The sequence below is a fragment of the Longimicrobium terrae genome (assembly GCF_014202995.1).
GTDB lineage: Bacteria > Gemmatimonadota > Gemmatimonadetes > Longimicrobiales > Longimicrobiaceae > Longimicrobium > Longimicrobium terrae.
The window spans coordinates 673,329-685,679 of the sequence record NZ_JACHIA010000001.1 but is presented as its reverse complement, the minus strand read 5'-3'; the positions used below and the strand labels follow the sequence as shown (position 1 = coordinate 685,679).

Sequence of the window (12,351 nt, the reverse complement as noted above, 5' to 3'; positions counted from 1 at the left end):
TGGGTTTCCGGCCTCCGAGGCCCGCGCAAACCGATGACGACACGACGAGCATGGCCACGACGACGGACACGCACCTCCCGCACGCCGCCGACAGCCACGACCTGATCCGCGTCCGCGGCGCGCGCGAAAACAACCTCAAGGACGTCAGCATCGACATCCCCAAGCGCCGGCTGACCGTGTTCACCGGCGTGTCCGGCTCGGGCAAGAGCTCGCTGGTGTTCGGCACGATCGCGGCCGAATCGCAGCGGATGATCAACGAAACGTACAGCGCGTTTCTGCAGGGCTTCATGCCCACGCTGGCGCGGCCGGACGTGGACGTGCTGGAGGGGCTCACGACGGCCATCATCGTGGACCAGGAGCGGATGGGCGCCAACCCGCGCTCCACCGTGGGCACCGCGACGGATGCCAACGCCATGCTGCGCATCGTCTTCAGCCGCCTGGGGCAGCCGCACATCGGGTCGCCGCAGGCGTTCTCGTTCAACGTGGCCTCCATCAGCGGCGCGGGCGCGGTGACGATGGAGCGCGGCGGGACGACGGTCAGGGAAAAGCGCAGCTTCAGCATCACCGGCGGCATGTGCCCGCGCTGCGAGGGCCGCGGCGCGGTGAACGACATCGACCTGTCCGCGCTGTACGATGACAGCAAGTCGCTGAACGAGGGCGCGCTCACCATCCCCGGCTACACGATGGACGGATGGTATGGCCGCATCTTTCGTGGCTGCGGCTTCTTCGACCCCGACAAGCCCATCCGCGACTACAGCAAGAAGGAACTGCACGACCTGCTGCACAAGGAGCCCACCAAGATCAAGATCGACGGCATCAACCTCACGTACGCGGGGCTGATTCCCTCCATCCAGAAGTCCTATCTGTCCAAGGATGTGGAGGCCATGCAGCCGCACATCCGCGCCTTTGTGGAGCGGGCGGTGACGTTCACCACCTGTCCGGAGTGTGGCGGCACGCGGCTGTCCGAGGCGGCCCGGTCGTCCAAGATCGAGGGGATCAGCATCGCCGACGCGTGCGCCATGCAGATCAGCGACCTGGCCGCGTGGGTGCGCGGGCTCAACGAGCCGTCGGTGGCGCCGCTGCTGGAGGCGCTGGGCGAGACGCTGGATTCATTCGTGGACATCGGCCTGGGTTACCTGAGCCTGGATCGCCCGTCGGGCACGCTTTCCGGCGGCGAGGCGCAGCGCACCAAGATGATCCGCCACCTGGGCTCATCGCTCACCGACGTCACCTACGTCTTCGACGAGCCCACCATCGGCCTGCATCCGCACGACATCCAGCGGATGAACGACCTGCTGCTGCGGCTGCGCGACAAGGGGAACACGGTGCTGGTGGTGGAGCACAAGCCGGAGGCGATCGCCATCGCCGACCACGTGGTGGACCTGGGCCCCGGCGCGGGCACGGCGGGCGGCACGGTGTGCTTTCAGGGCACGATCGACGGGCTGCGGGCCAGCGGCACCCTCACCGGCCGCCACCTGGACGACCGCGCCGCGCTCAAGCCGGCGGTGCGGAAGCCCAAGGGCGCGCTTCAGATCCGCGACGCGACCCGCCACAACCTGCGCGGCGTGGATGTGGACGTTCCGCTGGGGGTGCTGTGCGTGGTGACGGGCGTGGCGGGTTCCGGAAAGAGTTCGCTCATCCACGGCTCCATTCCCGCGTCCGCCGGCGTGGTTTCGGTGGATCAGACACCTATCCGCGGCTCGCGGCGCAGCAACCCGGCCACGTACACGGACTTGCTGGAGCCCATCCGCAAGGCGTTTGCAAAGGCCAACGGGGTGAAGCCCGCGCTGTTCAGCGCCAACTCCGAAGGCGCGTGCCCCACCTGCAACGGCGCTGGCGTCATCTACACGGATCTGGGGATGATGGCCGGCGTGGCCACGCCGTGCGAGGAGTGCGAGGGGAAGCGCTTTCAGGCCGCGGTGCTGGAATACAAGTTCGGCGGACGGGACATCAGCGAGGTGCTGGCGATGCCGGTGGCGGAAGCGGTGGCGTTCTTCGGGGAGGGTGAGGCGAAGACGCCGGCGGCGCACGCCATTCTTTCGCGCATGGCGGACGTGGGGCTGGGCTACCTGGTGCTGGGCCAGCCGCTTACCACGCTGTCCGGCGGCGAGCGGCAGCGGCTGAAGCTGGCCACGCACATGGGCGGCAAGGGCGGCATCTACGTGCTCGACGAGCCGACGACGGGCCTGCACCTGGCGGACGTGGAGCATCTGCTGGGGCTGCTGGACCGGCTGGTGGACGCGGGCAAGTCGGTGATCGTGATCGAGCACCACCAGGCGGTGATGGCGCACGCGGACTGGATCATCGACCTGGGCCCCGGCGCCGGCCACGACGGCGGCCGCATCGTGTTCGAAGGCACCCCCGCCGCCCTCGTCGCTGCGCGCTCCACCCTCACCGGCGAGCACCTGGCCGCGTACGTGGGTGCGTGATCCCCGATGTAATCCGGTGCGTTGGTAAGGGGAGCCTGCGGAGACGAACACCCTCTTCTCCGGAGGTTTCCGATGATGTTATCGGTTGGATTTCATCCTTGATCCTCACACATACATGCTCAGATGATCGACTTGGTAAACATCGGTGAACAATCCAAAGTGGTCGCGGCAGTCACAGCCGCAGTGGCAGGTACTTTGGGCGTTCCTGTTGCATTTTTCCAAATCAGCAAGACACGGGTGGAGATCAGAAAGGTTGAACTGGAGATCCATGCTCTTGAGGCTAAAGCCGCGACTCAAACCCCAATAGACATCCCAGGATCAATCAGCGTAGCCGACGTGAATGGCGGTCAGGTAAACATCCAGATGTTCTACGATCAGCGCCTTCGCGGTCCGTTGCTCCTTTTGCTGGATTTCTTCATTGTCTGGGTAGTTCTTTCGCTGATCGACTACGCCCTCGGCGCTTTTGTTGTTGGTCCAATTCCGGTTGTTCTCGCCGGAGCCCTAGCGGCTTTCATGATGGTACCAATTCTCCGGCAGGCATTCCGGCTGAAACGTATTTCTCGGGACGAGCACCAGATTACAACTATAGAAGGTCGAGGAGAAGTTGCAGCGCGCCGGTGAACGAGTCTCAGGGTCTGTCGATCTGCCATAGGTTTGGTGAGTCAGAATACTTCGCATTTGGTCGAGCACCACCAAGCCGGGATTGCCGACGCGAACCGGATCGTCGACCTCGGCCCGTTGCCGGGCACAACGGGACCCCGATCCTCCGCGCGGGGCTCTTTCGCTCCGGGGTGGGGGGACGACATAATCCCACGCATGACAACTCTTGACCTGAAGACCGCCAACTGCGAGGCGCTGGAGCCGGCCGCGCGCGCCGTGCTCAGCGAGGCCGCCTACAACTACTACGCGGGCGGCGCCGAAGACGAAACCACGCTGCGCGCCAACCGCGCCGCGTTCGGCCGGCTGTACCTGCGCCCGCGCGTGCTGGTGGACGTGGGCGAGGTCGACACCTCCGTCGAGATCCTGGGCGAGCGGCTGTCGATGCCCATTCTGCTCGCGCCCACCGCCTTTCAGCGCCTGGCGCACCCCGATGGCGAAAAGGCCAGCGCCCGCGCCGCCCGCGCGGCCGGTACGCTGATGGTGGCGAGCACGCTTTCCACCACCTCCGTGGGCGACACCGCGGCCGCCGCGCCGGGGCCGCTCTGGTTTCAGCTCTATGTCTACCGCAAGCGCGACATCACGCGGGCGCTGGTGGAGCGGGCCGAGGCGGCGGGGTGCACGGCCATCTGCCTGACCGTGACCGTGCCCGTGCAGGGGAACCGCGAGCGCGACACGCGAACCGGGTTCCGGCTTCCGCCGGAGCTGGAGATGGCGAACTTTGCCGGGATGCCGCAGGCCGCCTTTCCCGACGACGCGGCCGGATCGGGGCTGGAGGCGTTCATCGCCCGCGAGTTCGATCCCACGCTGACCTGGAGCGCGGTGGACTGGCTGCGCTCCATCACGCGGCTCCCCATCGTGCTCAAGGGGATCGTGACGCCGGAAGATGCCGCACTCGCGGTGGAGCACGGCGCCGATGCGGTGATCGTCTCCAACCACGGCGGGCGCCAGCTGGACTGCGCCGAGCCGACGCTGCTGGCCCTTCCGCGCGTGGCCGACGCCGTCGCGGGCCGCATTCCCGTGCTGATGGACGGCGGCATCCGTCGCGGCACCGACGTAGTAAAGGCGCTCGCGCTGGGCGCGCGCGCCGTGCTGGTGGGACGGCCGGTGCTCTGGGGGCTGGCGGCCGGCGGGCAGCCCGGGGTGGAGCGGGTGCTGGAGATGCTGGGCGGCGAGCTGCGCCGCACCCTCGCCCTCCTCGGCCGGCCGTCGGTGAGCGCGGTGGACGCGAGCGCCATCACCGAAATCCAGGGACTCGTCCTTCCCCCGCGGGGATGACGGCGCGCGCCGGCTGAATCGCCGATCCGGGCCCGGTGCCCGCCGGGAGGGGCGGACACATCGGGCCGGAGGGCACTCCCGCCCGTTGCGTGCCGCGCGATGGAAGTGGCCGGTGAGCGCCGGGCCGCGTGCGTGGGCGCGGCAGGCCTGGAGTTCTGGAGGCGGTGAGAGGCGGCTGTCGCACACCGCCGGATACAGGCGCATACATAACGAGAGGACGCGGAGGTGCCAGGTGCCCTCCACGTCCTCTTTCTGCCATCGGTCTCCCGCGGGGGCGCCATCTGTTTGCAATTCATCAATCATGGCTTATAATGTGTGGATCTTTTGTTTCGCACCCAATCAAGGAAGAGTTCTCATGAGGGCGACGAAGGAAGTCACGCACGTGGAAACGACGGGCACCTACGATGTGAGCACCGGCATCATGACGGAGGTCTCGACGTACTACTACTCCGACGGATCGTTCTACACGGAAACCCGGACCGTGGACACGCACCAGCCTGGGTGGGAGTCGAACGCGAACGACTGAAGCAGTCACCTGTCGACGGCTCCTGGTGCACCATCGGCTGGTGAGCGGGGTTCCGAGCGACGGTGTTACACGATGAAGGGCCGAACCCGCACGGGCTCGGCCCTTCATCGTTCCGCCCACCGTGCGCATGGTCCGGTGAACGGGGCGCCGCGGGCGGTGACTCGGACGCATCCACAGGGCGGGAAACGGTGGTGCGCGTCGGCGGTCGTGGGCCCGGCGGTTGAAACCGCGCCTTGAAGAACACGAAGTCCGCCCCCGCGGACTGCGGCGGCGGACTTCGTGTTGCGGTCACGAAGGCTGTTGAAGCCCCGAACCGGACGCGCCAGCGGCCGGTGTCGGGGCTTGGCGCCGTTTGAACGGTGGACTCATTCGCTCACGGGAGGTTCGCGGCCTGCACGAACTTCTTCCGCCCCGCGTTATCCGTTGAGGCCGATCAGCAGCCGGATCAGCGTGTTGGCGTCGGGCTTCTCCGGAAAGTCCATCACGATCGTGCCGAAGCGCACTCCGCCGGGCGCCGTGTACTGCACCAGATGGCGCGACAACAGGTAGTTGACGCCCCAGCCGCCGCCGGTCGCGAAGTCCCAGGGATAGTAGCCGGCCACCGGGGCGGGGGGGCTCGCGCTGCTGAAGTTGATAAACCAGTCCGCCGGATTCGCGGCCGGCGCCGACGCGCGGTCCAGATGCGCCTTGACGTTCACCCACTTGTCGTGGAACGTGATCGACGGCAGCCGCTTGAGCCCGTATCTATACGCGTTCTGCATCTCGACTTTGCCGTTCACGCCGATGGCGGTGGACGACCACGCCTGGTCGTCCGGCCAGTTCGACACGTCGAAGCCGAACGTCCGCGGCACGTCCTGGCGCAGCACCACGACGCATCCCTGCAGATCGGCCAGCGTGCGCTCGTGCAGCACCGTCGCGTTGTCATCATACAGCTTGTTGGGCGGAACGGTCTCGAGCAGGATCTTGTGCAGCACGGCGTCGATCGGCTCGCCCTTTTCCCCCCGGAGGCCGGAGTTGCGGTTGACGCAGAAGACCACGCATTCGGCCGGATTGTCCGCGAGGAATTTGACGACCTTCGGCATGATGTCCTTCCTGAGCCACACGTGCTGAAAGTAGTCGCCGTGAAAGATGCCGAGGTCGTCGGGGTCGGCGCCCGGGTTCAGCACCAGCCGCAGATCAAGGAAGCGCACGCCCGCGTCGAGCTGTTCCTCGATGGAGAGCGTCTGGCAGCGCGTGCCTGATTCGCCGTTGCCGCCGTAGGTTCCCGTGTCGTGCGTACCTGGAATGTTGAGCTGCGTAAGAGAGCGGTCCGGGTAGCTGGCCATCCAGCGCTTCGTATCCACCTGCGGCGTCAGGAAGATGGTCATGCTGTTGTACGTGTCGTCGCCGTTTTCCGAGACGTGGAAGAGCACCTGGATGGCCGAGAACGCGTCGTCCCCGCGGCTGACCGGGATCGACGCCCGCTCGTTCATCTCCGTCGCGTCGCAGCCGTCGAGCTGGAACACGAATACGCCGCCGCCCGAGAACGCCGCCGTGACAGCGAACGGCGCGGTCGCCCGGTTGTCGTGCCGTTCCAGGTGGATCGGCGCGCCGACGGCGAACGCGGCGAGCCGGATGTCATGGATGCTGGCCTCGGGATTGGCCCGGTCTGGCGTTTCCCAATCTTTTTCGCTGGCGGCTTTCGCGGTGAGGACGACGTCTTCGGCAGTGTTGTTGACGAAGTTGATGAGGAAACCGACGGACATGACGTGCTCTCCGGATGGCGTATTCAGAGCGGAAGGCCCAGGCGGCCTGATGGCATAAGGGTCAGGCCACCTGGGCCGGGGCGCAAGACCTCCGGCCAGCCCGAAGCGGTGTGATGCGCCCATGCTCAGGCCAAAGCCCCGTGGACGAGTTTCGGCAAGAAATGTATCTGATGCCCGATGGCCCGCGCCGGCCGCGAATGGGCGGGTTCAAATGGGCCGGCGATCAGTTGGCGAGCCCGTCCGGGGTTGTCGCATCCCGCTGAACCGCGTAGTCTCAACCCCTCACGCCTGATCCCGAGCTCCCGACGATGCTGAACGATCTGACCGCCCGCGGACTTCTTACGCGCAGGGAAATGCTGGCCGCGCTCGCCGCCGCCGCGCTGCCGCTCGTGTCCGCGTGCGGCGCGGCCATCGCGCCGGTGTCGTCTGCGGCGGGCGGCGCGGACGGGGACGCGGTCGCGCTCCTAGACCGCATCGGCAACGATCTGCTGAACCTGTTCCCGGAGTCGGCGACGTCTCTGGGGCTGGATACGGGCGCGCGGGCCGGGCTACGGGCGCAACTGACTGATCGTTCGCCGGCGGGAGAAGAACGGATCGCGCGGCAGTTGCGCGCGGACCTGGCGGCGCTCGCGGCGGTGGACGGCAGTCGTCTGTCGCATCCAGTGCGCACCAGCGTGGAAGTCGTCCGCAGTGCCTACACGACGGCGCTGGAAGGGTTTGCGCTTCCGTACGGCGATATCACCGTGGGCGGCTGGCGCAACACGCCGTACACCGTCATCCAGAACGTGGGCGCGTACCTGGACGTGCCGCGCTTTCTGGACAGCGACCACCGCGTGGAGAACGCCGTCGACGCCGAGGCGTACCTGGCGCGGATGCAGTCGTACGCGCGCGAGCTGGATGGCGAGCTGGAGCGCGTGCGGGCGGCGCGCGGGATTGGCCTCGTCCCTCCCGCGTTCCTGCTGGACAAGGCGCTGGGGCAGATGCGGCTTTCCGCGCAGAACGCGCGCGAGGGCGGCACGCTGGTGGAATCGCTGGAGCGGCGGACGAGGAACATCGCCGGGGACTGGGCCGGACGCGCGCGGCGGATCGCGGCGGGGGAGATCGCGCCCGCGCTGGACCGGCAGATCCGCGAACTGGAAGCGCAGCGCGCCGTCGCCACGAACGACGCGGGGATCTCGGCGCGGCCGCACGGCGAAGAGTTCTACCGGTGGGCGCTCAAGGCATCCACCACAACGTCCATGTCGCCCGACGAGGTTCACGAGTTGGGCCGCAGCGAGCTGGCGCGGCTGCAGGCGCAGATGGACGTGATCCTCAAGCAGGCGGGCTACACGCAGGGCACCGTGGGCGAGCGGATGAACGCGCTGGCCAGGGATCCGCGCTACAAGTTCGCGGAGGGCGACGCGGGCCGCGCCGAGATCCGGGCGTTCATCGACGACCGGCTGGCGTGGATCCGCGCGCAGATGCCGCGGGCGTTCAACACCGTCGTCGATCCGCACATGGAGGTAAAGCGCCTGCCGCCCGAGGAGGAGCCGGGCGCGCCCGCGGCGTACGGCGGCGCCGGCTCGGTGGACGGCGCCATCCCCGGCCGCTTCTGGATCAACCTGCGCACCACGGACCTGCACAGCCGCTACAGCCTGGCGGACCTGACCTTTCACGAGTCCATCCCAGGCCACATCTGGCAGGGCGAGTACACGCACGGCATGCCGCTCGTCCGCCAGATGCTGGCGTTCAACGCGTACTCCGAGGGGTGGGCGCTCTACGCCGAGCAGCTGGCCGACGAGCTGGGCGCGTACGAGAGCGATCCCATCGGCCGGCTGGGCTACCTGCAGTCCATCGCGTTCCGCGCCTGCCGGCTGGTGGTGGACACCGGCCTGCACGCCAAGGGGTGGACGCGCGAGCAGGGCGTGCGGTTCTTTGTGGATGTGAACGGATCGAACCCGCTGGAGGTGGCCAGCGAGGTGGATCGCTACTGCTCGTGGCCGGGGCAGGCGTGCGGATACAAGGTGGGGCACAGCGAGATCAACCGGCAGCGCGATCGTGCGCGCGCCGCGCTCGGCGCGCGCTACGACCTCAAGGCGTTCAACGACACCGTCGTCCGCGGCGGCAACGTCCCCCTCGACGTCCTCGCCCGCAACGTGGACGAGTACCTGCGGCGGTAGGCGCCGTAGCCCGTAACGGCCCGCAGCCGATCGTCAGGCGGCGGGCCACTCCACGACGTTGAGCCCTGGGACGCGGCGGAATTCGCGCAGGTTCGCGGTGACCAACGAAAATCCGTGCGTGACCGCGGTCGCCGCGAGCCAGAGGTCGTTGGGACCGATCGGAGTTCCCGCAGCCGCCAGATCAGCCCAGAGCCGCGCGTGCGCTCGGGCCGTCGAAAGCTCGATGCCGATCAGCGGGAAGCGTTCGAGCAACGCTTCTACAAAGGCTGAGCGGCGGGCCCGCACGCTCGCATCCTGGGCGCGGTGAACACCGTGCAGCAGTTCGCTGGCGGTAATCACGGACACAAAGAATTCTTCGTCCTCACGTCCCGCGAGGTGCGCGGTGATGTCCAACCGACCCCGCTCGTGCGCGATGAGGATGCTGGTGTCGATCAGGATTCCCACGGGTCGTGCTCCGGCAGAGCTCCAAGCTGACCGCGCGCGGTGTCCAGGTCGTCTTCGAAGGCTGCTGCGTCCTCGGGACTCAGACGTGGCAGGGAGGCAAGCAGCCCGGGCAGATCGCCGAGGCGCATGCCGATCGGCACGGGACGAAGTTCCGCGACTGCCCGGCGACCGCGCATCAAGACGAAGCGTTCGCCCCGGAAAGCAACGCGGTTGACGTACTCCGCGAAGTTGCGGGCGACTTCGGTGACTGAGGGAGAAAAGTGCATCGGCTGATCCTTGCGAACAGGTGAATCGCATGAATCAGATTATCGGATTCGCGGGTGTTTGTCCAGCGGGGCGCAGCACTGATGTGGGGAGCTTGCATGGGATATTCGTCTGTGACAACTCGAGTTATCCAAGCGGTCTCTACGGAAAATCCAGTTCTTCCCGGGTTTGCAATGCTGGCGGCGCTACAATCGGCCATGCGCGCGGAGGATGCGCGCCGTGTCATAGCCGTCAATAAAAGTGTATCTGCAGGAGTCCGCATACTTCGACAAGGCGAATGCCTCGACCGTTTTCCGCACGGCAGGCGAAATCTTGTGACAATGTTGGACAACAAACACTTCTGCAGGACTATTGAACAGCCGGTATATCTGATCGCCGTTTTTGCCGCAATCAGCCGGGGTCATCTCGTGAAACCGAGACGGGCCTTTGAGCAGAAACGCTGCTACTGATTTCCTTCCATTAACACTTAGATTGCTGGAGAATAGATCGGCTTCTTCTCCGCCCCAGTCCTTCGGGACCGATTCCTCACCAAGTAGCTCGCAGAACAGTTCCTTGACCACTCGCTCAGGCACATTCTTCAAACGCTGGAATTCGGCTTTCGATACTGGCTGTCGAAAGTCTATACCTTCGAACTGATCAATATCCTGCACGCGGAGGCGCAGTTGGTCCGTGAAGGGTAAATCCAGCCCGCTAACACGCTCCACCAAGTCACCCACCAGATAAGGCACTGCTCTTACCTCGCTAACACTGATCTCTGTAACTGAGCAGAACGCGAAAAGGTTAGTCGAACCGCTTAACCTTGTGTAGGCAGTGTCAGTGATGATGCCGCTCTTCGAAAAATTGACAACGAGCTTTTTTCCCGATAAAACGTCCACCAGATTCTCCGATAGCGAGACATGAGGTGTCCTGTTACTCGCACCAAAACCCTTACCGTAAAAGTGCCCTTGATAGGTAAATGGAATCCCTGGGCGCAGCTGTCCCGCTATAGCGAGGCTATGCAGCGGTAGAACGTTCGCGCTCTGCAAGTACTCGATCAACCGTGGACCGAGGGCATTCGCGAGTAAGACGCGACTGCTGTTCGAGTCCGGAGATAGCAACGCTTGGCGCATCTCAGGCACCAACTGCTTGGAATCGACTAGCTCGAGAAGCCGAGCAGTGCTCACATACCAAGCTCGAACTGCGATGCTATTCATCTCCCACGTGCCCCCAATCAGATGGGGGCGCGGGGGCCACACCGCGGCGACCGGAACCTCGCGACTTACGTTCAAGAGGGCTCGCCTCGTCGGGAGCAGGCTCGCCCGAGATGACAATTGCCGTCGTGTTGTTCGCCAGACCAGATTCAGTCAAGAGCTGATTCCACTCAGACTCCGGCTTGATTCGTCTCGTCTCGTAAACGACGTATATGAAGGTGTCCCAATCTCTGGAGTGATATCCGCGAGTATCGGCGAGGATCTGATCCGCGATGATCGGCGCTTCAGCGGCTTTAGTTAGGTACTTGTACTCTATCAGAGTTCGGATACTGGGCAACCCCGTATCCGGCTGATAGTTCTTAATGGGCTTCGTCAGCATCGGCTTGTGCTTGAGATCCGGGAACACACACCTCAGCACAGCCTCGATTCGCCTGTGAACCTCATCTTCGCTACGAGGCGGCTCAGGATAAACCTTCGCATCCAGAATCGAGTACTGGCATGCTCGTAGGATTTCAGCAACATCCTTGGTGATTGAGTGCACGGACTGGACTTCACCGAGGACCTCGATCGCGGCGGTATACTGTCGCAGGCGTGAAAGCCATTTCGAGAATGGTTCATCAGGGCCGGTTTCGATCTTGGTGAAACCGTTCGCTCCACCGTCCTTGGCGGTGTCAAGATCGGTCTTCACCAGCGACTCGATAGAAGTGAGTCCTAAAAACCCTGCCGCAGCCAGAATCTTCAAGAACACGATTTCGATCCACCACTCGACATTTTGGCGGTCCAAGTCCTCGTCGCCGTAGTCCAGCAAGCCCGACAAGATAACGCGGTCATACAGATTCTCGGCCTGGGTGATCGCCGTCCGGAGGTCAGACACAATTGCGGCGATCCGGCGTGCCTCGGCTGGCATTAATCTATCCCGCTGGAGTGTTGTTAAGCCCGGTGCTTCGCAGCGTCGCGCAACTCACCCGCGATTCGCTGGAGACGCTCGGCCCGGTGGTCGAACCCTTCAGCCATGCGCGAGAGGTTTTCGGCCGTAGGTGTCCTGCGCCCCATCGCCCAAGAACGGAGCACACCATAGCTCAGCCCGGCATCCTCGGCGAGTTGGCGCATCGAGAATGGGCCGTCCCGAAGAACGCGCTGAACCAAGGCTACAATCTCTTCTCGCGCCACCCGACCTCCTGCCTAAAACAGGTTAGCAAATCTGTTGACACAAGCCGCCGTGTTAGCTAAATTGATAACACAGGGCAAACGAAAAGGGCTGGGCCGCTCTCCCGCGAAGAAAGCACGACCCAGCCTCACACGCGAACCGACCCGAAGGCCGACCGCTCGCCAAAGTTGCCCTGCTGGACGGCCGGGGTCAAGAGGATCGGAGGACAACCATGAGAACCGAATCTCCGAACGGCACCCTCGCCTCGCCGGGGCGGCTCCTGGAAATGCTGACGGATCGCTTCGGCGCGTTCGAGGCCATCGCCATGGCTTCCATCAAGCTCGCCCGCCACGTCCCCGAAGACGAACTGTCGATGGATCAGCTGGTGGCGGAAGCGGTGCTGGAGTTCGGCGATGACCTGCGCGCCGCCTCCGAGGCCGCCGCGAAGTGGAGGAGTGCGGAGGCGGCCCGTTGAACCAGCCGGCAGACGGCGGCGGCAGATCCACACAGGG

The 12,351-nt window shown here is 65.1% G+C and carries 12 protein-coding genes; 6 read left to right on the top strand and 6 right to left on the bottom strand.

Annotated elements, in window-relative coordinates:
• Positions 1-50: 50 nt before the first annotated feature.
• From HNQ61_RS03290 to HNQ61_RS03275, 4 genes are all read left to right on the top strand, one after another.
• On the top strand, positions 51-2,429 hold the full coding sequence (locus HNQ61_RS03290) for an ATP-binding cassette domain-containing protein (protein WP_170031787.1): 2,379 nt from the start codon (positions 51-53) through the stop codon (positions 2,427-2,429).
• 123 nt (positions 2,430-2,552) lie between these two features.
• Positions 2,553-3,050: a hypothetical protein gene (locus HNQ61_RS03285; protein ID WP_170031784.1), complete on the top strand. Its 498-nt coding sequence runs from the start codon at positions 2,553-2,555 to the stop codon at positions 3,048-3,050.
• A 195-nt stretch (positions 3,051-3,245) separates the two neighbouring features.
• Positions 3,246-4,364, top strand: a complete 1,119-nt coding sequence (locus HNQ61_RS03280) for an alpha-hydroxy acid oxidase (protein WP_170031781.1) — start codon at positions 3,246-3,248, stop codon at positions 4,362-4,364.
• Between the two features lie 355 nt (positions 4,365-4,719).
• Positions 4,720-4,890, top strand: coding sequence for a hypothetical protein (locus HNQ61_RS03275; RefSeq protein WP_170031779.1), 171 nt, complete (start codon positions 4,720-4,722; stop codon positions 4,888-4,890).
• A gap of 416 nt (positions 4,891-5,306) precedes the next feature.
• On the opposite strand, the gene HNQ61_RS03270 is transcribed toward HNQ61_RS03275, so the two are convergent.
• Positions 5,307-6,635, bottom strand: a complete 1,329-nt coding sequence (locus HNQ61_RS03270) for a PI-PLC domain-containing protein (protein WP_170031775.1) — start codon at positions 6,633-6,635, stop codon at positions 5,307-5,309.
• A gap of 308 nt (positions 6,636-6,943) precedes the next feature.
• On the opposite strand from HNQ61_RS03270, the gene HNQ61_RS03265 reads away from it, so the two are divergent.
• Entirely contained in the window at positions 6,944-8,794 is a 1,851-nt protein-coding gene (locus HNQ61_RS03265; protein WP_170031772.1) for a DUF885 domain-containing protein, read from the top strand.
• A gap of 33 nt (positions 8,795-8,827) precedes the next feature.
• On the opposite strand, the gene HNQ61_RS03260 is transcribed toward HNQ61_RS03265, so the two are convergent.
• The 5 genes from HNQ61_RS03260 to HNQ61_RS29790 form a co-directional block, all read right to left on the bottom strand.
• A complete protein-coding gene (locus tag HNQ61_RS03260) occupies positions 8,828-9,238 on the bottom strand; it encodes a PIN domain-containing protein (protein ID WP_170031769.1) in 411 nt (136 codons plus the stop codon).
• Positions 9,226-9,504 (bottom strand): type II toxin-antitoxin system Phd/YefM family antitoxin, encoded by a 279-nt coding sequence (locus HNQ61_RS03255; protein ID WP_170031766.1) that lies wholly within the window; start codon positions 9,502-9,504, stop codon positions 9,226-9,228. The genes HNQ61_RS03260 and HNQ61_RS03255 overlap by 13 nt, the downstream gene beginning before the upstream one ends.
• 183 nt (positions 9,505-9,687) lie before the next feature.
• A complete protein-coding gene (locus tag HNQ61_RS03250; protein ID WP_205761159.1) occupies positions 9,688-10,695 on the bottom strand; it encodes a hypothetical protein in 1,008 nt (335 codons plus the stop codon).
• Positions 10,688-11,599 carry a PD-(D/E)XK nuclease domain-containing protein gene (locus HNQ61_RS03245; RefSeq protein WP_170031763.1) on the bottom strand — a complete coding sequence of 304 codons (912 nt, stop codon included), beginning with the start codon at positions 11,597-11,599 and terminating at the stop codon, positions 10,688-10,690. Before HNQ61_RS03245 ends, HNQ61_RS03250 begins: the two co-directional genes overlap by 8 nt.
• Before the next feature lie 23 nt (positions 11,600-11,622).
• On the bottom strand, positions 11,623-11,802 hold the full coding sequence (locus HNQ61_RS29790; protein WP_420816088.1) for a helix-turn-helix domain-containing protein: 180 nt from the start codon (positions 11,800-11,802) through the stop codon (positions 11,623-11,625).
• Positions 11,803-12,071: 269 nt separating this feature from the next.
• On the opposite strand from HNQ61_RS29790, the gene HNQ61_RS03235 reads away from it, so the two are divergent.
• Positions 12,072-12,314 (top strand): hypothetical protein, encoded by a 243-nt coding sequence (locus HNQ61_RS03235; protein ID WP_170031756.1) that lies wholly within the window; start codon positions 12,072-12,074, stop codon positions 12,312-12,314.
• Positions 12,315-12,351 lie beyond the last annotated feature (37 nt).

Coding starts and splice junctions, on each gene's coding strand:
- HNQ61_RS03245 (WP_170031763.1), bottom strand. CDS start 11,599: ATGCCAGCCGAGGCACGCCGGATCGCCGCAATTGTGTCTGACCTCCGG.
- HNQ61_RS03235 (WP_170031756.1), top strand. CDS start 12,072: ATGAGAACCGAATCTCCGAACGGCACCCTCGCCTCGCCGGGGCGGCTC.
- HNQ61_RS03290 (WP_170031787.1), top strand. CDS start 51: ATGGCCACGACGACGGACACGCACCTCCCGCACGCCGCCGACAGCCAC.
- HNQ61_RS03270 (WP_170031775.1), bottom strand. CDS start 6,635: ATGTCCGTCGGTTTCCTCATCAACTTCGTCAACAACACTGCCGAAGAC.
- HNQ61_RS03280 (WP_170031781.1), top strand. CDS start 3,246: ATGACAACTCTTGACCTGAAGACCGCCAACTGCGAGGCGCTGGAGCCG.
- HNQ61_RS03285 (WP_170031784.1), top strand. CDS start 2,553: ATGATCGACTTGGTAAACATCGGTGAACAATCCAAAGTGGTCGCGGCA.
- HNQ61_RS03275 (WP_170031779.1), top strand. CDS start 4,720: ATGAGGGCGACGAAGGAAGTCACGCACGTGGAAACGACGGGCACCTAC.
- HNQ61_RS29790 (WP_420816088.1), bottom strand. CDS start 11,802: ATGCGCCAACTCGCCGAGGATGCCGGGCTGAGCTATGGTGTGCTCCGT.
- HNQ61_RS03255 (WP_170031766.1), bottom strand. CDS start 9,504: ATGCACTTTTCTCCCTCAGTCACCGAAGTCGCCCGCAACTTCGCGGAG.
- HNQ61_RS03265 (WP_170031772.1), top strand. CDS start 6,944: ATGCTGAACGATCTGACCGCCCGCGGACTTCTTACGCGCAGGGAAATG.
- HNQ61_RS03250 (WP_205761159.1), bottom strand. CDS start 10,695: ATGAATAGCATCGCAGTTCGAGCTTGGTATGTGAGCACTGCTCGGCTT.